The organism is Wenzhouxiangella sp. AB-CW3 (genome assembly GCF_014725735.1).
Classification (GTDB): Bacteria; Pseudomonadota; Gammaproteobacteria; order Xanthomonadales; family Wenzhouxiangellaceae; genus Wenzhouxiangella.
The window spans coordinates 1083924-1106212 of the sequence record NZ_CP061368.1 but is presented as its reverse complement, the minus strand read 5'-3'; the positions used below and the strand labels follow the sequence as shown (position 1 = coordinate 1106212).

Below are 22289 nucleotides of genomic sequence, written 5' to 3'. Positions count from 1 at the left end.
AGACATCTCGGCCAGGGCACCTCTTGTCGACGACGCTACAGTGCTCGTTTCAGGCAGTCGCTGACCCGCTCGATCTGTTCGTCGGTCATCTCCGGAAAGACCGGCAGCGAAAGGCAGCGTTTGCTGACTTCTTCGCTGACCGGCAATCCATCGTGCACGCCCAGATCGGCAAAGGCCGGCTGCTGGTGCAGCGGTGTCGGATAGTAGACGGCACTGGCGATGGACTCGTCTCTGAGCGCCTGCATCAAGGCCTCGCGCCGCTGTTCGGGCACAAGCATGGTGAACTGGTGGTAGACATGACGACCGATGCCGTCCTCATACGGCATCACCAGCTCGGTGTCGCCCAGCAGGCGACCGTAGGCCTGTGCCACGCGTCGGCGCTGTTCATTGAACTGATCGATACGAGCGAGCTTGACGCGCAGGATGGCGGCCTGGATCTCGTCGAGTCGACTGTTGTAGCCCACCATCTCGTGGTAGTAGTCGCCGGCCTTGCGCCCATGGTTGCGCAGCGTCCACAGGGTCTCGAAGAGCTGATCGTCGCTGGTGGTGATCAGTCCACCGTCGCCATAGCAACCCAGGTTCTTACTGGGGAAGAAACTGAAACAGCCGGCCAGCCCGAATGAGCCGGTCTGCCTGCCATCGATAGCGGCACCGAAAGACTGTGCGCAGTCCTCAATGAGCAACAGCCCGTGCTCCTCGGCCAGAACCTGCAGCGCGGCCATGTCGGCCGGCTGCCCGAACAGGTGAACCGGCAGCAGTGCCCGCGTCCGGTCCGTGATCGCAGCACGCGCGGCCTCCGGATCGACATTGAAGGTCCTCGCGTCGATATCGACGAATACCGGGGTGGCGCCGCAATAGGCGATGGCTTCGGCCGTGGCGATGAAGGTAAACGGCGTGGTGATCACCTCGTCGCCGGGCCCTATACCGGCCGCTCTCAGCGCTAGGTGCAGGGCGTCGGTGCCAGAGGCGCAGCCCAGGGCATGTTTCACCCCCAGATAGTCGGCTGCTTCCTGTTCGAACTCGGTCACATTGGGACCCAGGATGAAACGGGTACCGGCCAGCACATCGGCAATGGCCGGGTTGATTTCGTTTTCGAGCTGACGATATTGCAGCTCGAGGTCAACCATGGGAATCGGGTTCATTGATTTGATCCGGGATAGTTGGCTTGCACCATGTCGGTAATGCGGATGGCCGTTTCCAGCGCGCGCTCGCCATCTTCGCCGCTGACCACCACCGGCACACCCTGCTGAATGGATTCCAGGAAGGCGGCGATCTCGGCCTTGAGCGCGTCGTTCTTCTCGAAGGTCGACTCTTCGCGCAGTATCTCAGGCACGCCAGGGAACATTTCCTTGTCGCCGATGCGATGGATGGCCAGCCCGGAGTTCTGAAAATCGATCGAGATATAGGCGTCGGACTGAAACATGCGCATCTTGCGCTCCGATTTCATGCTGACCCGGCTGGAGGTGACGTTGGCCACGCAGCCGTTCTCGAACTCCAGCCGCGCATTGGCAATATCAATGCCTTTCGAGAGCACGGGTGTGCCGCTGGCGGCCAACGATTTCACCGGGCTGCCGACGATACCGAGGATGAGGTCGATGTCATGGATCATCAGATCCAGCACCACGTTGACATCGGTCGCCCGGGGCTTGAAAGGGGCCAGCCGGTGACACTCGATGAAAAGCGGCGCGAGGTCGACGTCGGCCAGGTCCAGAAAGGCCGAGTTGAATCGCTCCAGGTGACCGATCTGGAACACGACGTCCTGCTCGCGAGCGATCCGGTTGAGCTCGCGCGCCTCGTCGAGCGTGCTGGTCATGGGCTTTTCCAGCAACACATGCGTGCCGCGAGACAGGAAGTCGCGCGCCACCTCGAAGTGATGCACCGTGGGTACGGCAATGGAAACCGCATCAACCTCGCCGAGCAGCTCGCGGTAGTCGGCCAGGGCCGGGCAGCCGCACTCCGATGCGCTTGACTGTGCGGCCTGGCGGTCGACATCGACCACGGCCCGCAGCTCGGCATTGGGCAATGCGGCATATTTCTGGGCATGGAACTTCCCCAGGTAGCCAGCGCCGATCACGGCGCAGGACGTCATTGGCATGGCAGCACTCCGGATCACAGTGGCAATGGGTCGTCAGGCAGAGAATGTCCGCGCCGGGACCGCAACAATGATGCCACAAGCACCACCACTCAAGCAGAACGATTCACCCCGCCCCCGGCACTGCCGGTAAACTGGCCTTCATCAATTGCCGAGGACAGACCGCCAATGGAGCATCTCGCCGAATACGCCATCTTTCTGGCCAAACTGGTCACCTTGCTGCTGGCCGTGCTGGTCGTGATCGCCGCCATTGCCGGACGCATGCAGCGTGGTCAAAGCGGAGCGCCCTCGCCCGGCAGCCTGGAAGTGCGCAAGCTCAACGAAGACTACCGACGGGCAGCGATGACCATCAAGGCCAATCTGCTGCCGGGCAAACAGTTCAAGGCCGAGCGCAAGGCCGAGAAGGCACGTCGCAAGCAGCAGGCCGCTGACAAGCGGGCGCGCCTGTGGGTGCTCGATTTTCACGGCGATATCCGCGCCTCGGCACTGACCGGTCTACGAGAGGAAATCACCGCGCTGCTGACCACGGCAAGCGAGGACGACGAGGTACTGGTCAGGCTCGAATCCGCCGGTGGCCAGGTTCATGCCTACGGGCTGGCCGCCGCCCAGCTGATGCGAATTCGCGATCGCAATATCCGGCTGACCGTATCGGTCGACAAGATCGCCGCCAGCGGCGGCTACATGATGGCCTGCGTGGCCGACCGCATCATCGCCGCGCCGTTTGCCATCCTCGGCTCCATCGGAGTAATCGCCCAGCTGCCCAACTTCAACCGCTGGCTCAAGGAACGCGACATCGAATACGAGCAGTTCATGGCCGGGGAACACAAGCGTACCGTCACGCTTTTCGGCGAGAACACCGAGGAAGGCCGAAGCAAGTTCCAGGAAGAAATCGAGGACGTGCACGCGCTGTTCAAGGAATTCGTCGGCACTCACCGCCCGCAGGTCGACCTGGACGAGATCGCCACGGGTGAATACTGGCTCGGCACCCGCGCCATCGACCACAAGCTGGCCGACGAACTGATCACCAGCGACGACTACCTGCTGAAAGCCAGCGAACAGGCCGACCTGTTCCACCTGCGCTGGACCGGCAAGCAACCCTGGCTGGCGAGGATGCTGTCGCAGACCGCCAACGCCCTGGTTCGGTAGTCGTTTCGCCAGGGATTCGCGCAGTCGGCCTTCGCGCGACCGCTTCTTGCCTGTGGCAAAACGCACCCGCACTTCGACCTCCGCTACCCCGGCCTACGCAAGGGGGCACGTTATCGAGTAGGCCGGCCCTGCGTGGCCGGCGCTTGCGGGCTGAGGCGGATTCAGGCGGGAATAGCGCCAAACTGCCCGGTGGAAAAGTCGTGCAGGGCCTGCCGGATCTCCTCTTCGGTGTTCATCACGAAGGGGCCGTGACCGACGATGGGCTCGTCGATGGGCTGACCCGAGAGCACCAGCACGGTCGCGTCGTTGTTGGACTCCACGACCACGCCTTCGCGCTCGGCACCGAGCGCCACGAGCTCGCCTTCGCGGGCAATCTCGGCATCGTTGATTTGCACCGTGCCCCGAAGCACCACCAGCAGGCCGTTCCAGCCCGCGGGCAGATCGAGCCGGGCGGCGCCGTCACGGTTCAGCCGCAGATCCCACACGTGCATTGGCGTGAAGGTGCGCGCCGGGCCGCGGTGGCCGTCAAGCTCGCCGGCGATGACCCGCACCTGTCCGGCGCCATCGGGTAGATCGACCGCCGGAATATCGGCATCGAGCAGCGTCTGGTAGGACGGATCGGTCATCTTGTGCGCGGCCGGCAGGTTGACCCACAGCTGCACCATCTCCAGGGTGCCGCCGGCGCGGGTGAATGCCTGCGAATGGAATTCCTCGTGCAGAATGCCGCTGCCGGCGGTCATCCACTGAACGTCTCCCGGGCCGATCCTGCCGCCGGCGCCGGTAGAGTCCCTGTGCTCGACCTCGCCTTCATAAACGATGGTCACCGTCTCGAAGCCGCGATGCGGGTGCTCGCCCACGCCACGCGGCCTTTCGGCCGGCTCGAAGTCCATCGGGCCGGCGTGATCGAGCAGCAGAAACGGGCTGACGTGCCGGCCATGGCTGTTGTACGAGAACAGGGAACGAACGGGGAAGCCGTCACCCACCCAGTGACGCGGCGGTGCGCTGTAGATTCCGGAGATGCTTTTCATGTCGTCCTCCTTGCGAACGTGATCATCAGGTTGGAGGACATTCTGAAGCCAGAACGCTGGCGCCGGTAGTAGGTAGAATTTATACTCACCGTTCCATATTCGGAACGGTGTATCGGTGCAGGATCTCAACGATCTCTACTACTTCGCGCAGGTGGTCGACCATGGCGGTTTCGCACCCGCCGGTCGCGCGCTGGGCGTACCCAAGTCCAAGCTCAGCCGGCGCATCGCCGCGCTGGAGGAGCGCCTGGACGCGCGGCTTCTCAACCGATCGACCCGGCATGTCAGCGTCACCGAGATCGGGCGCATCTACCACCAGCACTGCAAGGCCATGCTCATCCAGGCCGAGGCCGCCGAAGAGGCCATTGAAAGCCTGCGCAGCGAACCCTGCGGCGTCGTGCGCATCAGTTGCCCGGTGGCCTTGCTCGATGCGCGCGTGGCCGACATATTGGCCGATTACCAACAACGCCACCCGCGGGTCGAACTGCATCTGGACGCCACCAACCGCCGCGTGGACGTGATCGAGGAAGGCTTCGATATCGCCATTCGTGTGCGCCCACCGCCGCTGGAGGACAGCGACCTGATATTGCGGACCCTGGCCGACCGCGGCCAGTGCCTCGTGGCCAGCCCGGATTTACTGGAACAACATGGCCGGCCCGATACGCCCTCCGACCTGGCCGCCCTGCCCAGCCTCGCCCTGGGCCGGGCCCAGCACCGCCACCAGTGGCACCTGCTCGGCCCCGACGGATCGGATGTGCGAATCAACCACCACCCGCGCCTGGTCACGCGCAGCATGAACAGCCTGCGGATTGCCGCCGTGGCCGGCATCGGCGTCGTCCAGTTGCCCACCATGATGATGAGCGAGGAACTCGCGCAGGGGCGGCTGGTGCGAGTGCTCGAAGGATGGGCGCCGCCGCGTGAGATCATTCACGCGGTGTTTCCCTCGCGTCGCGGCCTGCTGCCGGCGGTGCGCGGATTGATCGATTTTCTGGCCGAACGCTTCGCGGCCCTTCAGGAGGATTGAGGAATGATCGTCACTCGCAGAATCTCGCTGGCCAAGCTGCTGTGGTTCACCTGGCCCCGGCTATTGTTGCTGGTCGCTTTCACGGCGCTGGCCTGCCTGGTCATGGAGCAGTTTCCCCGGGAACTGCTGAAAGCGCTGTCCTATGCCGCCGGATTCCTGGGTACGGCCCTGGCCTTTCTGATCGGCTTTCGCAACAACTCGGCCTATGGGCGCTGGTGGGAAGGGCATCGGATCTGGTCGAAGCTCAAGTACGACTCGCGCAGTTTCGCCCTGCTGGTCAAGGGTCTGATCAGCGGCGGCGAGGCCACTGCCGAAACGCGCCGAGCACTGGTCCACCGCCAGATCGCCTTTGCCTGGTGGCTCAATCGCTTCCTGCGCAAACTCCCGCCCGGCAGCGAACTCGACGGATTGCTGTTGGATGCCGAACGCGCCGCGGCCGCCAGGCGCCAGACCCCGCCCCTGGCCCTGCTCGAGACCCAGGGAGCGACGCTGCGGCAACTGGCCGACGACGGCCACCTGGACGCCTACCGTCACGTGCGCTTCACCGAGCTGATCCAGGGTTTCAACGAGTCATTGAGCAGTTGCGAACGGCTCAAGAAAACCCCCTTCCCGATGCAGTACACCTGGTTTGTCTATTACACCCTGGTGGTCTTCCTGTTCGTGCTACCCCTGAGCCTGGCCGGTCACCTGGGCTACTGGGCAATTCCGTTCGCGATCATCATCGGCTATGCCTACATCATGCTCGAGTACGTCGGCCGCTACATCGAAAGACCCTTCGAGAACGCGGTCAACGACGTGCCGCTGGACTATCTCGCCCGAACCATCGAGATCGACCTGCGTGAACTGTTGGGTGAGGAAAACCTGCCCGAACCGGTGAAACCGCGCGGGCTGGGATACCTGTTCTGAGTCTCTCTTAACGCAAAAGGCGGCCCGCGGGCCGCCTTTGCTCAAACCGATTACAACAGATTCTCAGGCTTCGAATCGAGCCTTGAGCTTCTTGAGCGCAGCCGCCTCTAGCTGGCGAATTCGCTCTGCAGATACCCCGTACTTGTCGGCCAGCTCCTGAAGCGTGGCCTTGGGGTCGAGCAACCAGCGGCTCTGGATGATATCGCGCGAACGATCGTCCAGATTCTCGATGCCGTCAAACAGCAGGTTGTGGTGATGCTGCTCCCAATCCTGGGCCTCGGCGGCTTCGTCGGGAGAGGCTGACAGCCCTTCCAGGTAGGCGGCCGGAGCAACGTAGGTCGAATCGTCGTCGTCGTTGGACATGTCGAAACCGATATCCTGGCCCGACAGGCGCGATTCCATTTCCATGACCACCTCGGGCTTGACGCCCAGATCTTCGGCCACGGCGTTGACTTCGGACTGGTTCAGCCAGCCCAGGCGCTTCTTCTGCTTGCGCAGGTTGAAAAACAGCTTGCGCTGCGCCTTGGTGGTGGCCACCTTGACGATGCGCCAGTTGCGCAGGATGAACTCATGGATTTCGGCACGAATCCAGTGCACGGCAAACGACACCAAACGCACGCCCTGGTCAGGGTCGAAGCGCTTGACCGCCTTCATCAGGCCGATATTGCCTTCCTGGACAAGATCGCCCAGTTGCAGCCCGTAGCCGGAGTAGCCACGGGCAACATGCACCACGAAACGAAGATGCGACATGACCAGCATGCGCGCAGCATCGAGATCCTCTTGGTCGCGGTAGCGACGCGCCAGGCTCTGCTCTTCTTCCAGGCTCAGGACCGGAATGCGGTTGACCTCCTGAATATAGGAGTCCAGCGATCCGGTGCCGGCCGGTGCGAGCAGATGGCTTGGTACGAGATCCTTGCCCATTCGTTCCTCCTTCAAATCCACCCGATATTATATCAGTTGGAGTGCAATCCCGCTATACGGGAGTAAATCGGTACTTTTTTGTCTCACTCGGGCAATTCGACCGGTTTCTCCTCCCCGAAGTTCCAGACCTTGGGCCACAGCAACGCCATTGCAAGCAGGCGGCGGCATTCACCACAGAGACACAGAGATCACAGAGTTTTTCAACTGACTGATTTTCCTCTGTGCACTCTGTGCCTCACGTGGCGAAAACAGCGGTCGGGTATCGGGCTACTCAGCAAGGCGGTCGTGGAGGTAGCTGTACATCAGCGCCGAGATGTAGGCCTGCTGCTCCAGGTTGGCCGCGCCGCCGTGGCCGCCCTCGATATTCTCGTAATAGAGCACGTCGTGGCCCTGATCGAGCATCTTCGCCACCATCTTGCGGGCATGCCCCGGGTGAACGCGATCGTCACGCGTGGAGGTGGTGAAAAACGCCTTGGGATAGTCGGCATCAGCCGAGACATTCTGGTACGGCGAGTATTCCTTGATGTAGGCCCACTGCTCCGGATCATCCGGATCACCATACTCGGCCATCCAGCTCGCACCGGCCAGCAGCTTGTGGTAGCGCTTCATGTCCAGCAGCGGCACCTGGCAGACCACGGCATTGAGCAGGTCCGGACGCTGCACCATGACCGCACCGACCAGCAGCCCGCCATTGGAGCCACCCTGAATGCCCAGGTGATCCGGCGAGGTGATATCGCGCTCGATCAGGTCTTCGGCCACGGCAATCAGGTCATCGAATGCACGCTGGCGATTCTCCTGCAGCGCGGCCTGGTGCCAGCGCGGACCGAACTCGCCGCCGCCACGGATATTGGCCAGCACGTAGACGCCGTCGCGCTCCAGCCAGGAGGTGCCGATCACGCCCGAGTAAAACGGCGTACGCGAGATCTCGAAACCACCGTAGGCGCTCAGCAAAGTCGGGTTGCTGCCATCGGCCTCGAAGCCGGCCGGCTTGACGACAAAATACGGGATGCGCTCGCCATCGGCCGATTCGGCCTCGTACTGTTCGACCACCATCCCCTCGGCATCGAACCAGCTCGGCTCGGAGCGCACTTCTTCGTGACTGTTGTTGGCGGCATTGGCCTCGAACAGGGTCGAGGGGGTGAGAAAGCCGGTGTAGTTGTAGAAGAAGCGGTCGGAACGGTCATCGGTGCTGACCACGCTGACCGACCCCATGTCCGGCACCGACAGCGACTCCGAATGCCACTGATCACCGTCATGCGTGAAGCGCTCGAGACGGCTGACCACATTGTCCAGAACATTGACCAGGACAGAACTCTCGGTGGTCGACACGCCCGCAATCGAAGAACGCTCTCCGGGCTGGTAGAGCACAGACAGCTCTGGCGACTCACTTTCAAAGCTCTCCATGGGACCGGCCACCAGGGCGCCCTGCCGGAACGTGGTCTCGCCCACTGTCCAGTCAGACTTCAGATCCACCAGCAACTGGCCGTTGATCAGTCCGACGATACTGGCATCCTCGGGCACGTTGATGCGGCTGACCTCGCCATCCGTGTAGTGATAGTAATGGCGGGTGAAAAATCCGGGGGCGCGCACGATCATGTCGTAGTAGTCGTCCCCGTCCCAGATTCGCATGCCCGAGACCGAGACATCGCCGCGCTCGCCTTCATAGACCAGCTCGGCATCCTCCGGCGGCGTGCCGCGCTCCCAGATGCGCACGGTGCGCGGATAACCAGAGTCGGTCATCTCCTCGTCGTTAAAAGCCGGGCCGAGAAAGACGCTGTCGCGATCGCGCCAGGCAATCTGGCTCTTGGATTCGGGCAGCACGTAGCCGTCCTCGACAAAAGTGCGCGACTCGAGGTCGAACTCGCGTCGCACTGCGGCATCAGCCCCACCGATAGACAGGCCCACCAGGCAGCGATCGTAGTCCGGATAGCGGCAGCTCGATCCGGCCCAGACCCAGTTTTCGCCTTCTTCCTCGGCGAGCTGATCGAGGTCGATGATCACGTCCCACTCCGGCGAGTCGGAGCGGTAGCTCTCGCGCGAGGTCTTTCTCCAGATGCCGCGCACGTGGGTACCATCGCGCCAGAAGTTGTACACCTCGCCCCCCATCAGCGAGGGATAGGCGATGCGATCGTCGGAAGTCAGAATTTCCAGGACGCGGTCGTGGATGGGCTCAAACTGGGGCTTTGACTTGAGATAGTCCAGCGAGCGTTCGTTCTGGCCTTCGGCCCACTCCAGCGCCTTCTCGCCCTCGACTTCCTCGAGCCAGAGAAACGGATCATCTTCGGCCATGACCACTCCCGAGACTGCCAGGCCGGCAGCCATTGCCACACTGCATGCTTTTTTCATGTGTCACTTCCATGGGGTATGAGCAAAAACCCACTCATGATGCCAGATTCTCCTTCCGGTACAAGTCATGGCTGAAACAGCCGCCCCGCAAGGACCCCTTTTGGCGTATGGTGTCGGCCTTTCGCGCCGACTCGCCGATCATGCCACCAGCCCAGGATCGTGGATTGCTTCGTAATGCCGCACCCGGCCTGGCCGTGACCCTGGGCGTGGCAGTGGCGGCCGGATTGCTGGTGTTCGGGTTGCAACAGTTGCCACCGCCGGTCGGTCGCTGGCCTGTCGGCATGATGCTGGTTGCCATCCTGATGGGGCTGGCGCTGTCCGGTGCGGCGGCCGGACGACCGACATGGAGCCCGGGCCTGGCCCTGGCAAGTGGCGGCTTGCTCAAGTTCGCCGTCGCCCTGATCGGGCTGCAACTGAGCCTTTTCGAGCTGGGACAGCTGGGTGTCCGGGCGCTGCCGCTGGCCGCTGCCACCACCTTGCTGGGACTGGCCCTGGCCCTGTGGCTGACCCGGCGATTCGGCAGTGGGCCACGCCTGGGCGCACTGCTGGCCGTGGGTACCGCGATTTGCGGCGCATCGGCCATTGCCGCGGCAGCCCCCGGTATGCGCGCCCGAGCCGAAGAAACCAGCTATGCAGTGGCCTGCATCGCCCTGATCGGACTGATCGCCACCGTGCTCTATCCGCCCATGCTCGAACATCTGATAGCCGATCCACAGCGTATCGGCCTGGTACTGGGGTCGGCCATACACGACACCGCACAGGTCACCGCCAGCGCTGTCATGCACGAACAGATTTCCGGCAGCGACGCCACCGTGACCGCGGCTACAGTCAGCAAACTGATTCGAAATGCGGCCATGCTGTTGCTGATTCCAGCCGTGGTCTGGATGGTCAGCCGCCGGAACGAGCCCGGCGCGGCAGGCGTGGCACCGCCACTGTTCATACTGGCCTTCATCGCGCTGTCGTTCGTGCGCAGCATGGGCGACGCCTGGCTGGGGCCCGAACATCCGGCCTGGGAGATGCTGATTGATGCCAGCACACAGATCAGTCGCCTGGTCTTTGCCATGGCCATGGCCGCACTGGCCATGGCGGTGCGGCCCGCCCATCTGCGAGCCATCGGCTGGCGACCGGCTGTGGCGGCCGGCCTGGCGGCCGTGGCCATGCTGGGGCTGGCCATCATCTGGGTCTGGTGACCCGCAGGCGAGCCGGCAGGAAGACTGGCGCCACAGGCCTGTCGGATAAGGCTAAACTGCCTGATTGGAAGCCTGAAAAGCAAGAAGACTACCCATGCAATGGTTCACTCATAAATTCGGTGGCACCAGCCTGGCTGATGCCGACTGTTTCCGTCATGTCGCGGGCCTGCTGATCGAACGCGACGACCCGGCCCAGGCCGTGGTGGTTTCGGCCATGGCCGGTGTCACCAACGAACTGGTGGGCCTCACCGGCCAGGCTGCGGCCGGGGAGTCCGGATGGCACGAGCGTATCGATGCGCTGCGCGCACGGCATCTCGATACGGCAAGCGCATTGCTTGATCAACCCGATGAACTGGAATCCACCCGGGCGCACATCAACCAGACCTTTGATGAACTGAACCAGTTGCTGCTCAGCCTGGCACTGATGGGCACGGCGCCGATCGAGGCCATCGAGCTGATTTCCGGCCTCGGCGAAGTGCTGTCGGCACGCTTGCTTTCGGCCCATCTGCGCCAGCTCGGCGAGGACGCGGTGTTTGTCGATGCGCGCGAGGTATTGCGCACCCGCCCGACGGCCATGATGACGGCTGTCGACTGGACGGAAAGCAGCGAGCGTCTTGCTCGCCTGAGACGCGAGCAGCCATCAAGCCGCTACGTCATGACCGGTTTCATCTGTCGTCGGGCCGACGGTCGTATCTCCACGCTGGGCCGAAACGGTTCTGACTATTCCGGAACCATCTTCGGGCGTCTGTTCGACGCCGACGAGATTCATATCTGGACCAATGTCGATGGCCTGCTGTCGGCCGACCCCGACCAGGTGCCGCAGGCGCAACTGCTGGATCACCTCTCCTACCGCGAAGCCTTCGAGCTGGCCTACTTCGGTGCCCGGGTCATTCACCCCCAGGCGCTGAGCCCGGCGCTGGAGGCCAATATCCCGGTGCTGGTTCGCAACACCTTCAAGCCCGACTGCGCAGGGACCCGCATCGACTCCGACGGCCACCCGCAACCACCGGTCAAGGGCATTTCCGGCATCAGCGACATGGCCCTGGTCACCATCGAGGGGGCGGGCATGATCGGTGTGCCGGGCACAGCCGAACGGGTGTTTTCCGCACTCAACCGCGCCAGCGTGTCGGTCACCATGATCTCGCAGGGATCCTCCGAGCATTCGATCTGCCTGGTCGTGCCTCAGAATGATGCCGAGCGCGCCTGCCGCCTGCTCGAAGAGACCTTCGAGCGCGAGATGCGCCATGGACTCATCCAGCGCATTTTCAGTTCATCGGGCATTCGTGTACTGGCCATCGTCGGCGAGGGCATGGCCGGCACACCCGGCGTGGCGGCACGGCTGTTCTCGTCGCTGGCGCGGGCCGGCATCAATGTGCGCGCCATCGCCCAGGGGGCTTCGGAGCGCAATATTTCCGTGGCCGTCGACGAGGTCGATGCCGAACGTGCGCTCAAGGCCATTCACGCCGGCTTCTATCTGTCGGAGCAAACGCTTTCGATTGGACTGATCGGCCCCGGCCAGGTGGGCGGAGTCCTGCTGGAGCAGCTTGAGCAGGCCCGCCAGCGGCTGTTCGAGCAGGGCCGGCTCGACATTCGCCTCAGCGCCATTGCCGCCTCGCGCCGCATGCGGCTGTCGGGTGCCGATGGCCACCTCACCGATCATCGCCCGCTCAACGATGACGATCTGACCGCCGATCTCGATCAGCTCACCGATCATATCGATGATGGCCACATGCCGCACGCACTGATCATCGACTGCACCGCCAGCGATCGAGTTTCCGACCGCTACGCCGACTGGCTGAAGCGCGGCATTCACGTCATCACGCCCAACAAGCATGCGGGCAGCGGTCCGCTGGAACGCTACGTTTCAATACGAGACCAGGTCAGCCGTGGCGGTGCACGCTGGCGCTACGAAGCCACCGTCGGCGCCGGACTGCCCGTGATTCAGACGCTGCGCGACCTGCTCGATACCGGCGACCGCATACTGCGCATCGAAGGCATTTTTTCCGGCACCCTGGCCTGGCTGTTCAATCGCTTCGAGCCGGGCATGTCATTTGCCGCACTGGTGGCCGAAGCGCGCGAGGCCGGCTACACCGAACCCGACCCCCGCGACGACTTGTCCGGCACCGATGTGGCCCGCAAGCTGGTGATTCTCGCTCGCGAAATGGGACTGGAGATCGGCCTTGACGACATCGAGGTCGAGAGCCTGTGCCCCGATCACCTGACGCGGCTGGATGTGGAGCGCTTCATGGCCACCCTGCCCGAGCAGGACGAGATCATGGCCGATCGTGTCGAGAAGGCCAGCGCCAGCGGACAGGTGCTGCGCTACATTGCCTCGCTCGATGAGTCCGGCCGCGCTTCAGTGCACCTGGCCGAACTGCCCGACGATCATGCCTTTGCCAACCTGGCCCTGACCGACAACGTGGTGGCCTTCACCACCGAACGCTACCGCGACAATCCGCTGATCATCCAGGGCCCGGGCGCCGGGCCAGAAGTCACCGCCGCCGGCGTGTTCGCGGATCTGCTAAGGGTGGCAGCCCACCTCGGGGCACGATTGTGAACGCAAGGCCAGCCCAGGCCACAGCGTTCGCACCGGCCTCGGTTGGCAACGTCGGTGTGGGTTATGACCTGCTCGGCCATGTCATCGAAGGCCCCGGCGACCGGGTCACCGCCCGGCGCATCGAACAGCCTGGCGTGCGCATCGCCGCCATCAGCGGCACGGTCACCGATCTGCCCCTGGCAGCCGAAGACAACACCGCCGGGCGTGCCGTCATTTCTCTGCTCGAGGCTCATGACCGCAAGCTGGGCGTCGAGCTGCACATTGAAAAAGGCATACCACTGGGCTCGGGCCTGGGTGGATCGGCCGCTTCGGCCACCGCGGCGGTGGTCGCGGTCAATGCCCTGCTCAAACGTCCCTTGCCGCACAAGGCCCTGTACCCGCATGCCCTGGCCGGGGAGTCGGTCGCCAGTGGTTCGCTGCACGGCGACAACGTCGGCCCGCAACTGCTCGGCGGGCTGGTGCTGGCCACGCCAGATCGCCTGGTACCGATACCGGTGCCGGCCGGCCTGCATGCCGCCGTTATTCATCCTCACTTGCGCATCAACACGCGCGATGCGCGCCGTGTACTGGATCGTCATTACGACATCGACACCATTGTTGCCCAGCAGACACACCTGTCCCTGGTACTGGCGGGCTGTTTTCGCGACGATCTCGGCCTGATCCGAGCCGGCCTGTCCGATGTGCTGGTCGAACCGCACCGAATGGCCCTGATCCCCGGATTCGAGGCCGTCCAGCAAGCAGCCCTGAAACACGGCGCCATGGGCGCTTCGATTTCCGGCGCCGGACCGTCGGTTTTTGCCTGGTTCGATGCTCGCCCACGGGCCGAAGCCGCCGCCGGGCACATGAAACAGGCCTTCATTGCCCAGGGAATTGAGGCCGATGCACTGGTCAGCCCGGTCGATGCGCCGGGTGCCCGACTGATCGACGACGAGAACAGCGAACAGCAGGCACCATGAATTTCATTAGCACACGAGATCAGACTGCACCGGCCACGCTGGCCACGGCGCTGCGTGCCGGGCTGGCACCGGACGGTGGCTTGTATGTTCCCGAGTCGCTGCCCGCATTCTCACCGGCGGACCTGGCCGGTTGCAGCGACCTGCCGGCAACGGCCGAACAGGTACTGGCCGACTTTTTCGCCGACAGCGAACTGACCGACGAGCTGGCCACCATCTGTCGCGAGGCGCTGGATCTTCCGCTGCCGCTGACCGGCATCGGCCCCTACACCTGGATGCTGGAGTTGCACCACGGCCCTACCGCCGCTTTCAAGGATTTTGCCGCCCGCTTCCTTGCCGCCTGCCTGCAGCGCCTGAGGAAAGAAGACGAACCCGAGCAGACCGTCATAGTCGCCACCTCGGGAGATACCGGTGCGGCAGTCGCCGCAGCCTTTCATCGCCGGCCGGGGTTTCGCGTCGTCATTCTCTACCCGGACGGGCGGGTATCGGAGCGGCAGGCCCACCAGCTCGGCTGCTTTGGCGACAACATCACGACATTTCGCGTCGATGGCGATTTCGACACCTGCCAACGCCTGGCCAAGTGGGCGCTGGGCGATGCCGACCTGGCCCGACAGCTTGCACTGACCTCGGCCAACAGCATCTCGATCGGCCGTTTGCTGCCGCAGATCGCCTATTTCGTCCACGCCACGGCCGCACTGTGGCGGTCGATTGAGCAGCCCGTGGATGTCATCGTGCCCACCGGCAACCTCGGCAACGCCCTGGCCGCCATCCTGGCGCGCGAAATCGGCCTGCCCATCGGCGAAGTCGTGCTTGCCACCAATGCCAACCGCACCCTGCCCGACTTCTTTTCCGGCCAGCGCTACCGCGGTCGCCCGGGCATCCGCACGCTGGCCAATGCCATGGATGTCGGCGATCCCTCGAACTTCGAACGGCTGGCCTGGTTCTTTCGCGATCGTGATCTGCGCGATGCCGGCATCGACGCCGACACGGTCGATGACGACACCATTCGCAGCACGATCAAGACGGTCTTCGATGGCGAGGGCCGGGTCATCTGCCCGCATACCGCCTGTGCCATGGCCGTGCTGGCCCGTCGACGCGAGGCCGGCAACCGGCAGCCGACCGTGATTGCCGCCACCGCCCACCCGGCCAAGTTCGACAGCGTGGTCGAACCGCTGATCGGTCGATCTGTTGCACTGCCCCCGGCACTGGCGGAGTTGATGGAACGGCCATCACGAGCCGAAGCGCTTGAAGGCAGCATCGAGGCGTTCAGGGAACGACTCAAAGCATGGCAAAGATGATGCCGGCGGCCGTGGCCAGTATCGGAATCAATACGGTGACGACAAAGATGTCGCGATAGGCTTCGCGATGCTTGAGTCCCATGATGGTGAGCATGGCGATCACCGCCCCAGAATGCGGCAGTGAATCCAGTCCGCCCGAGGCCAGCGCGGCAATCCGGTGCAGATCCTGCGCGTCCACGCCCATGGCCAGGTAGGTTTCGGCGAATGTCTGCATGAAGATCTGCAGGCCGCCCGAGGCCGAACCGACAATGCCCGATACCACGCTGATGGAAGCCGCCACGGAGACCAGCGGCGGCAGATCCAGCCCGATGACTGCCTGGGCGAAGCCGGCGAAGCCCTCGGTCTGCGTAACCACCCCGCCAAAGCCGATGACAGCCGCGGTGTTGAGCAGCGGCATCACGCTGTCGTTGGCACCCGCCCCCATCGCCTCGAGGGTGCGTTCGCGCAGTGTGGCAAAGAACAGCACGCTGAACAGCGAACCCAGCAGCAGAGCAAAGCTGGGCCAGACGACCGGCTGAGCATTGGCGAACGCGAACAGCGAACCCAGCCACGGCGTGCCGTCATCGACCAGCCCGACCGCCACACTCAGTCGGGGCACAAGAATGGTGCCGAGCACGATGACCAGCGGCAGCAGAGCCATGGGCCAGGAAGGTCCGTAGGCCATCTTCGGCGCCAGTTGTTCCATTTCCACATCACGCTGGTTGGATTCGTAGCCCTCGCCGGCTGTGCGCGCCTTGCGCCATTGCCATTCCAGGTAGGCCATGCCCCCAGCCATCATCACCAACGCGGCCACTAACCCCGGCCCGATACCGGCAAACAGGTCCGTACCCAGGGCCGAGGCGGCAATGACATTGTGAATCGATGGCGTGCCCGGCAGGGCGGTCATGGTGAAAGTGCCGGCACCCAGCGCCACGGCCCCGCAGAACAGCCGCTTGGGCAGGTTGGCCTCGCGCATCAGGGCAATGCCCAGCGGATACATGGTGAAGATGACCACGAACAGGACAACGCCGCCATAGGTCAGCATGCCGCAGGCCAGCACCGTGACCAGCAGAGTGCGCCGGACCCCCAGCCAGTTGGTCACTGCCCGGGCCACCGAGGCCGCCGCGCCGCTGGTCGACATCATCTTGCCGAAGATGGCCCCGGTCAGAAACAGGATGAAGAACTGCCCGGCAAAGGTGAACGCCCCCAGCGGACCGGCCGGAAAATATTCCAGCAGGGTTTCGGCCATGCCCAGTTGATTGGTCACCGCCACGATCAGGCTGGCCACCAGCGCGGCGACCAGGATGTTGATACCGCGCAATGCCATGAAGATCAGCGCTGCCAGGCCCAGCAACAGGCCAATGTTTCCGATCATCGATTCCACTCCTTGCAATTGCAACGGCGCAGGACGCGCCGACGGCCCGATGCTACCGTCATCGATCCGATTCGGCCACGACGGCAAGCAGACGATCGTCCAAAAGCTGCTCGATACGCTGGTCGAGTCGGCGCAGCAGCGTTGCCGGCTCGGCCCATGGGGTGGGTGCGACCTGGCACCAGCCATTGCGCCCGGTCTGCTTGACCCGGTTCAGCGCCTTCTCGGCCAGTGTGACCGTGTCTTCCCAGGTCAGCGCACCGGGTTTCTCGGGATAGGGCGGATAGGCCGCCATGCCCAGGGATGCGGTCAGCTTCACGGCCTGCCCGTCATCAACACTGAACGTACGCTGCCGCACCATACCGGCCATGCGCTCGGCCACCCCCGGGATTTCGTCATTGGGCATGGGCCGGAAGACCACCAGAAACTGTTCACCACCCCAACGCACCACGTAGTCGCCACGACGGACGAACTCGCGCAGGGCATCGGCCAGGTCGCGCAGTATCCGGTCGCCGCCGCCATGTCCATGTTGCTCGTTGATGTCGCGGAAACGGTCCAGATCGAGCAGCGCAAAAAGCATGGCCCGGCCGGCATCGCCATCGCGCGCGATCTCGCGATGAAAATGCGCCAGGTCAGCGGGCAACTGGTTGACCAGGTAGCGGCGATTCCAGGATCCGGTCAGAGGGTCGGACATGCTCACCGTTTCCATCCGGCTGCTGTATTCCTGCAGGCGTTCGTTGGCTTCACGCAGCGCCTCGGTGCGCTCGGCCGCCTTGCTCTCCAGCGCGGCATGCTGGTTCTGCAACTTGCGCAGGCGCAGGTTGAAAATCAGCCAGATAATCAGCACGCTGGCAAACAGCAGCAATGCCCTGAAGACATGAGTTTCCCAAAGGCGCGGCGGCACGCTCAGCTTCAGTCGGGCCGGTTCGGTCGACCAGACACCGGCGTTGTTCGTGGCCCGCACCTCCAGCGCAAGCTCCCCGGTGGGCAGGTTGGTGTAGAACAATTGCCGCTGGCCCGGGTCGTCGAGTGCCAGCCAGCGCGGCTGGTAGCCCTCCAGGCGATACTCGATCTGCACACTGTCGGGGTGTTGATAGCTGAGTACGGCGATGCCGATGTTCAGGTCACGCTGGCCCGCTTCCAGCTCCAGCCGTTCCACGCCGGCCAGATCCTGCCAGTGTCCATGCGTTCGCATGCGGTCCAGATGCACTGCCGGGGGTTCGGGATTGCGCACGATCTGCTCGGGCTCGAAGCGCGCCACGCCGCCGCGCGTCGGAAGCCAGAAAGCGCCCTCGGACATGAAGCCCCGGGCATTGCCAGCCCCGTTGCAGCAAAGCCCCTTCTGTGCCCCCGGCACATCACCGCGTTCGTTGACCACCATGCGCCCGGGCAATACGGGAATCTCGCCGGCCAGGTACTGATCCACCGCGGCCATCGGCAATTCATAAATGCCACGCAAGCCCGCCACCCACAGCGTGTTGTCCTGCAGCCCCAGGAAAAAGGCACTGTTGTCGGGCAGGCCATCATCGCCATCAAATCCGTGCCATTGACCATTGCGCTCAAACCAGAGCCTTCCATCCATGGTGCCGACAATCAGGCCCGCATCGGACTGCGCAATGGACGAAACATCCTGCCCCTCGGCAGCCCCGGCGACCGGCAGAAAGCGTTCGCCGGTCCAGCGCAGCAGGCCATTTCGCTCGCCGGCCAGTAGCTTGTCTCCGTCGCCCACGAACAGCACGCGCACGTCCCGCCCGCCCGGCTCATCGGCGTCGGCCATTCGCTCCATGCGTTCGCCATCCCAGCGCCAGATGCCGTCGTTGGTGGCCAGCCAGTAGTCTTGGTGCCATCGCACGATGCCATTGACCTGGGTGCCGTTGAGCGGGGCAAAGCCCGATGGCTGGTCGATGCGCTCTTCAAGCCGGTTCCAGACGAACAGGCCGGCCCGGGTGCCCACCCAAACCTGCTCGGCCTCCGGCAGCAGTGTGTAGGCATGCGGGTGCGGTTGTTCATTGCCGGTGGTCAATTGCCGGAATCGACCGTCCCGAAACACGGCCAGGCCATCCAGGGTGCCGGTCCAGACCTGACCCTCGGCATCCCGGGCCACCGACCAGACCAGGCTGTTGTGCAGTCCCTCGGGGCGATCGTAGTTGAGCATCCAGCCGTTCCACAGCCGCGACAGGCCGCTCCACTGACTGCCCAGCCACAAGTTGCCCTCGTGGTCCTCGGCCGCGGCGCGCACGCTGGGCAGAGCGTAGGGGGCATGATCGTCGATCACTTCCAGCAGTTCACCGTTCCTGAGACGAAGCAGGCGTCCTGCCGCACCGATCCAGAGGTTCTCGTCACGATCCTCGAACAGCATTTCAACAACCAGATCGGGTGGCAGGTCGGGCAGTCTGACCTGCTGCCACTCATTGTCGTCGAGCACCAGCAGTCCGCGTGTGCTGCCGGCCCATAGCCGGCCATCATGGCGGGCAAATGCATTGACCTGTGCTGCACCCATGGTCGCTGGCAAGACTTTGCGCCGCCACTCGCCGTTCTCGTTATGAAATACGACGCCGCGCCCCCCGGCCACGCTCAGGCCATCGTGGTGAAAAACCGACCACAGCGGTTCGTCGGGAAAATCCTGCGGCTTGAGCAGCACGTCATCGAACAAGCGCAGCAACCCGCTGGTGGTGGCCGCCAGCAGTTCGCCGGCATCGGTTTCGGCAAAGCCGAACACGTCGTACTCGCGCCCGAACCCGTCATCCACGGCACGGAATGCGCCCTGCGAGTACACCGCGGCACCCCGGTAACTGCCAATCCAAAGACGATCCCGGCTGTCGACGAACAACGCACGCAGAAACATGCCCTGCAGTTGGGGAGTGTCCTCGGGGCTGAAATTGGCAAAGCGCACGCCATCAAACCGCGATAGCCCGGCCTGGGTAGCCGCCCAGATATAGCCATCCGGGCCCTGCACCACCGCATTGACGGTGATCTGGGGCAGGCCTTCCTCGATGCTCCAGCTATCCTTGACGTAGTGGTGAAAGGCCCGATCCGGGGCCAGTGCCCAGCCATCACCCGCCAGACCTGCCAGCACAAGCATGTGCAGCACTAACAGGATAAAGGCACCGCTACGGGCCAGCTTGATGATTGCGATCCCTCCCTTGGAAATTGATTGGCTGTCGGCGCACCGGCAAACAATACCGTGTGCCGGTTCACATTACTGCAAACAAATCAAAGACTGCAACGGTCTGACTGGCAGCACCCTCATCGCACCAGTTCCGGCCGCCCGAAGTACCAGCCCTGGGCGCAATCGCAGCCGACCTCGCGTACGAACCCGGCTTCGGCCTCGGTTTCCACGCCCTCGGCAGTCACCCGCATGCCCAGGTCGCGCGCCAGCGAGCTGACCGCACGCACGATGGCACCGCTGGTGGCGTCGTCCTCGATATGCCGGACAAAGCGCTGATCGATCTTCAGCCGCTGCACCGGCAGGCGGCGGGTGTAATCGAGCGAAGAGAACCCGGTTCCAAAGTCATCGATGGCCACACTGATTCCGGCCTCGCGCAGGCGCCGGATCTGGTCGATGGGTTCAAGTGCATCTTCCATGAAGACCCGCTCGGTCAGCTCCACCTCCAGCCGCCCCGGATCCAGGCCCACCTCTTCGGCCAGCGCCACCAATTGATCGCAAAAGGTCTCGTCGAGCAACTGTGAAGGGGCAATATTGATGGCCAGACGCAAGCCCGTATCCATGTTGGCAACAGCGCTCATCGCGCGTCGATACACCTGCTCGCCAAGCTGGGCAATCATGCCGCGGTTCTCGGCCATGGCGATAAACCGGTCCGGCGAAATCCAGCCGTCGTCACTGTGGTGCCAGCGCGCCAGGGCCTCGACGGCCACTGGCCGACCGGTTTTCAGCGACACGATGGGCTGCAGCGCCACCTGAATCTCGCGCCGCTCAATGGCGGTGCGCAGCTCGGTTTCCAGGTAACGCCTTGCCCGCGCCGCCTCGGTCAGCTCCGGCGAATACCGCGCCCAGTGCCCCGGACCGCCGGCCTTGGCCTTGAACAGGGCGGCATCGGCATGCCGCACCAGGTCCTCGGCATTGTCGGCATCCTCGGGAAACAGGCTGATCCCGCAGGAGACGGTCATGCGCACCTGGCGACTTTCCAGGCGCATGGGCGCCTTCATCGCCTCGGCCACGGCCGCGGCCAGCGCTTCGGCCCGTCGATCCGCGGCGACCGTGCGCAGTATGACCAGGAACTCGTCACCGCCCAGCCGACCAAGCGTGCAATGCTCGTCCATGGTCTCCCCCAGGCGGGTGGCGACCCGGCGCAGCAGGCGATCGCCGGCGGTATGGCCCCAGGCATCGTTGATGTCATTGAAACTGTCGAGGTCAAGATACAACAGGGCCAGCCCCTCGCGACGGGCCGCAGCCAGGGCCAGTTCATCCTCGAGCATGGCATAGAGATGCGCACGGTTGGGCAGACCGGTCAGATCGTCGGTGTAGGCCAGCCGGGTCAATCGCTGCTCGAGACGCTTGCGCCGGGTGACCAGGCGGGCAAAGCCGTGCCAGATGATCGAACCGTCCATGCGGCGTTCCGGCCCCGAGTTGACCTCCACCCACTCCACGGTTTCGTCGTTGCACGGCCCGCTGGGCGGACACATCCTGAACTGCTGGTAGAACGGGGAAAGCCCGCTGGCGCTGACTTCGACCGCGCGCATCACCCGCTCGATATCGTCAGGGTGGATGCGATCGAACAACGCTGAGGCATCATCGGCCACCTCGCCATGGCTCACGCCGAACACCTCGCGGATCTTGGCGCTGGCAAACGGCATGCTGAAATGCCCGCCGTCGCCATCCCGCTGCAACTGGAAGATCATGCCCGGCACGTGCCGGGCCAGCCGCTTGAGGTGCGCGCGCTGTACCTCGTGCTCTTCCTCCACCTCCATCACCCGGGAAATATCCAGCCCGGCCCCGGCCAGGCAAGTGCGCCGGCCTAGCTGTGCGCGGCGGGCCTGGAAATGGTAAGGCACCTGTTCACCCGAAGCGGTCTTGATCGCCGCCTCTAGCGAAACGCTGCCGGCATCGAACCCTCGCTCGATCGCCCGTTCAACTCGGCCGGCCTCGGCCGGGCCGAAAAAATCCAGCGCCGACCGCCCGGCGATCTGCTCGCCGTCGATCCCCACCAGCTTCTCCAGCCGCCGATTCCACAGGCGCAGCCGCCCGGCCCGATCGAGCAGGAAGAAAATGCCCGGCGAAACGTCGAGCAACAGCGCGGTCAGATCTTCCAGTGAAATGTCACCGACCAGATCCAGCCTGGGGCCTTCGAGAGACCGTTGTTGCACCATGCCGTTCGAACCTCCCTCTTTACAATCGCTCCGGCCTTGCAGTCACCGGAACGATCACGCAATCGCCACCCCGTTTCAGTGTAAACGAGATCAATCGCGGCAAAATGCCAGCGCCGCGGCGCCCCCGCTCATGGCCGATGTGTGCAGACACT

General features: G+C 63.9%; 15 protein-coding genes. 7 read left to right on the top strand and 8 right to left on the bottom strand.

Annotated features, from left to right (window positions below):
* Positions 1 to 35: 35 nt before the first annotated feature.
* The gene (locus IC757_RS04795) at positions 36 to 1142 is read right to left on the bottom strand and encodes a DegT/DnrJ/EryC1/StrS family aminotransferase (protein WP_190976238.1); all 1107 of its coding nucleotides are present in this window, start codon (positions 1140 to 1142) and stop codon (positions 36 to 38) included.
* Positions 1139 to 2095: a Gfo/Idh/MocA family protein gene (locus IC757_RS04790; RefSeq protein WP_190976237.1), complete on the bottom strand. Its 957-nt coding sequence runs from the start codon at positions 2093 to 2095 to the stop codon at positions 1139 to 1141. Before IC757_RS04790 ends, IC757_RS04795 begins: the two co-directional genes overlap by 4 nt.
* A gap of 165 nt (positions 2096 to 2260) precedes the next feature.
* On the opposite strand from IC757_RS04790, the gene sohB reads away from it, so the two are divergent.
* A complete protein-coding gene (gene sohB / locus IC757_RS04785; protein ID WP_190976236.1) occupies positions 2261 to 3238 on the top strand; it encodes a protease SohB in 978 nt (325 codons plus the stop codon).
* Between the two features lie 161 nt (positions 3239 to 3399).
* Here sohB and IC757_RS04780 read toward each other — a convergent pair whose 3' ends face one another.
* Complete coding sequence (locus tag IC757_RS04780) at positions 3400 to 4266, bottom strand: pirin family protein (protein WP_190976235.1); 867 nt, start codon at positions 4264 to 4266, stop codon at positions 3400 to 3402.
* Between the two features lie 115 nt (positions 4267 to 4381).
* Here IC757_RS04780 and IC757_RS04775 point away from each other — a divergent pair, with 115 nt between their 5' ends.
* Complete coding sequence (locus IC757_RS04775; RefSeq protein ID WP_190976234.1) at positions 4382 to 5287, top strand: LysR family transcriptional regulator; 906 nt, start codon at positions 4382 to 4384, stop codon at positions 5285 to 5287.
* A 3-nt stretch (positions 5288 to 5290) separates the two neighbouring features.
* On the top strand, positions 5291 to 6193 hold the full coding sequence (locus tag IC757_RS04770) for a bestrophin family protein (RefSeq protein WP_190976233.1): 903 nt from the start codon (positions 5291 to 5293) through the stop codon (positions 6191 to 6193).
* 63 nt (positions 6194 to 6256) lie between these two features.
* On the opposite strand, the gene rpoH is transcribed toward IC757_RS04770, so the two are convergent.
* Together rpoH and IC757_RS04760 are read right to left on the bottom strand one after the other, a co-directional pair.
* Positions 6257 to 7114 carry an RNA polymerase sigma factor RpoH gene (gene rpoH, locus IC757_RS04765; RefSeq protein WP_190976232.1) on the bottom strand — a complete coding sequence of 286 codons (858 nt, stop codon included), beginning with the start codon at positions 7112 to 7114 and terminating at the stop codon, positions 6257 to 6259.
* Between the two features lie 267 nt (positions 7115 to 7381).
* Entirely contained in the window at positions 7382 to 9460 is a 2079-nt protein-coding gene (locus IC757_RS04760; RefSeq protein ID WP_190976231.1) for a prolyl oligopeptidase family serine peptidase, read from the bottom strand.
* A 107-nt stretch (positions 9461 to 9567) separates the two neighbouring features.
* Between IC757_RS04760 and IC757_RS04755 the strand changes: the two genes are divergently transcribed.
* From IC757_RS04755 to thrC, 4 genes are all read left to right on the top strand, one after another.
* On the top strand, positions 9568 to 10650 hold the full coding sequence (locus tag IC757_RS04755) for a YeiH family protein (RefSeq protein ID WP_190976230.1): 1083 nt from the start codon (positions 9568 to 9570) through the stop codon (positions 10648 to 10650).
* Positions 10651 to 10744: 94 nt separating this feature from the next.
* On the top strand, positions 10745 to 13207 hold the full coding sequence (gene thrA, locus IC757_RS04750; RefSeq protein WP_190976229.1) for a bifunctional aspartate kinase/homoserine dehydrogenase I: 2463 nt from the start codon (positions 10745 to 10747) through the stop codon (positions 13205 to 13207).
* Positions 13204 to 14163: a homoserine kinase gene (locus IC757_RS04745; protein ID WP_190976228.1), complete on the top strand. Its 960-nt coding sequence runs from the start codon at positions 13204 to 13206 to the stop codon at positions 14161 to 14163. The genes thrA and IC757_RS04745 overlap by 4 nt, the downstream gene beginning before the upstream one ends.
* A complete protein-coding gene (gene thrC, locus IC757_RS04740; protein ID WP_190976227.1) occupies positions 14160 to 15458 on the top strand; it encodes a threonine synthase in 1299 nt (432 codons plus the stop codon). Before IC757_RS04745 ends, thrC begins: the two co-directional genes overlap by 4 nt.
* Here thrC and IC757_RS04735 read toward each other — a convergent pair.
* The 3 genes from IC757_RS04735 to IC757_RS04725 all read right to left on the bottom strand — a co-directional run bounded on the left by IC757_RS04735 (position 15439) and on the right by IC757_RS04725 (position 22137).
* A complete protein-coding gene (locus IC757_RS04735) occupies positions 15439 to 16812 on the bottom strand; it encodes a GntP family permease (RefSeq protein ID WP_190976226.1) in 1374 nt (457 codons plus the stop codon). The two genes, thrC and IC757_RS04735, sit on opposite strands and share 20 nt — an antisense overlap.
* A 58-nt stretch (positions 16813 to 16870) precedes the next feature.
* Positions 16871 to 19891 (bottom strand): ligand-binding sensor domain-containing diguanylate cyclase, encoded by a 3021-nt coding sequence (locus IC757_RS04730; RefSeq protein ID WP_190976225.1) that lies wholly within the window; start codon positions 19889 to 19891, stop codon positions 16871 to 16873.
* 164 nt (positions 19892 to 20055) lie between these two features.
* Positions 20056 to 22137, bottom strand: coding sequence for a putative bifunctional diguanylate cyclase/phosphodiesterase (locus IC757_RS04725; protein WP_190976224.1), 2082 nt, complete (start codon positions 22135 to 22137; stop codon positions 20056 to 20058).
* Positions 22138 to 22289 lie beyond the last annotated feature (152 nt).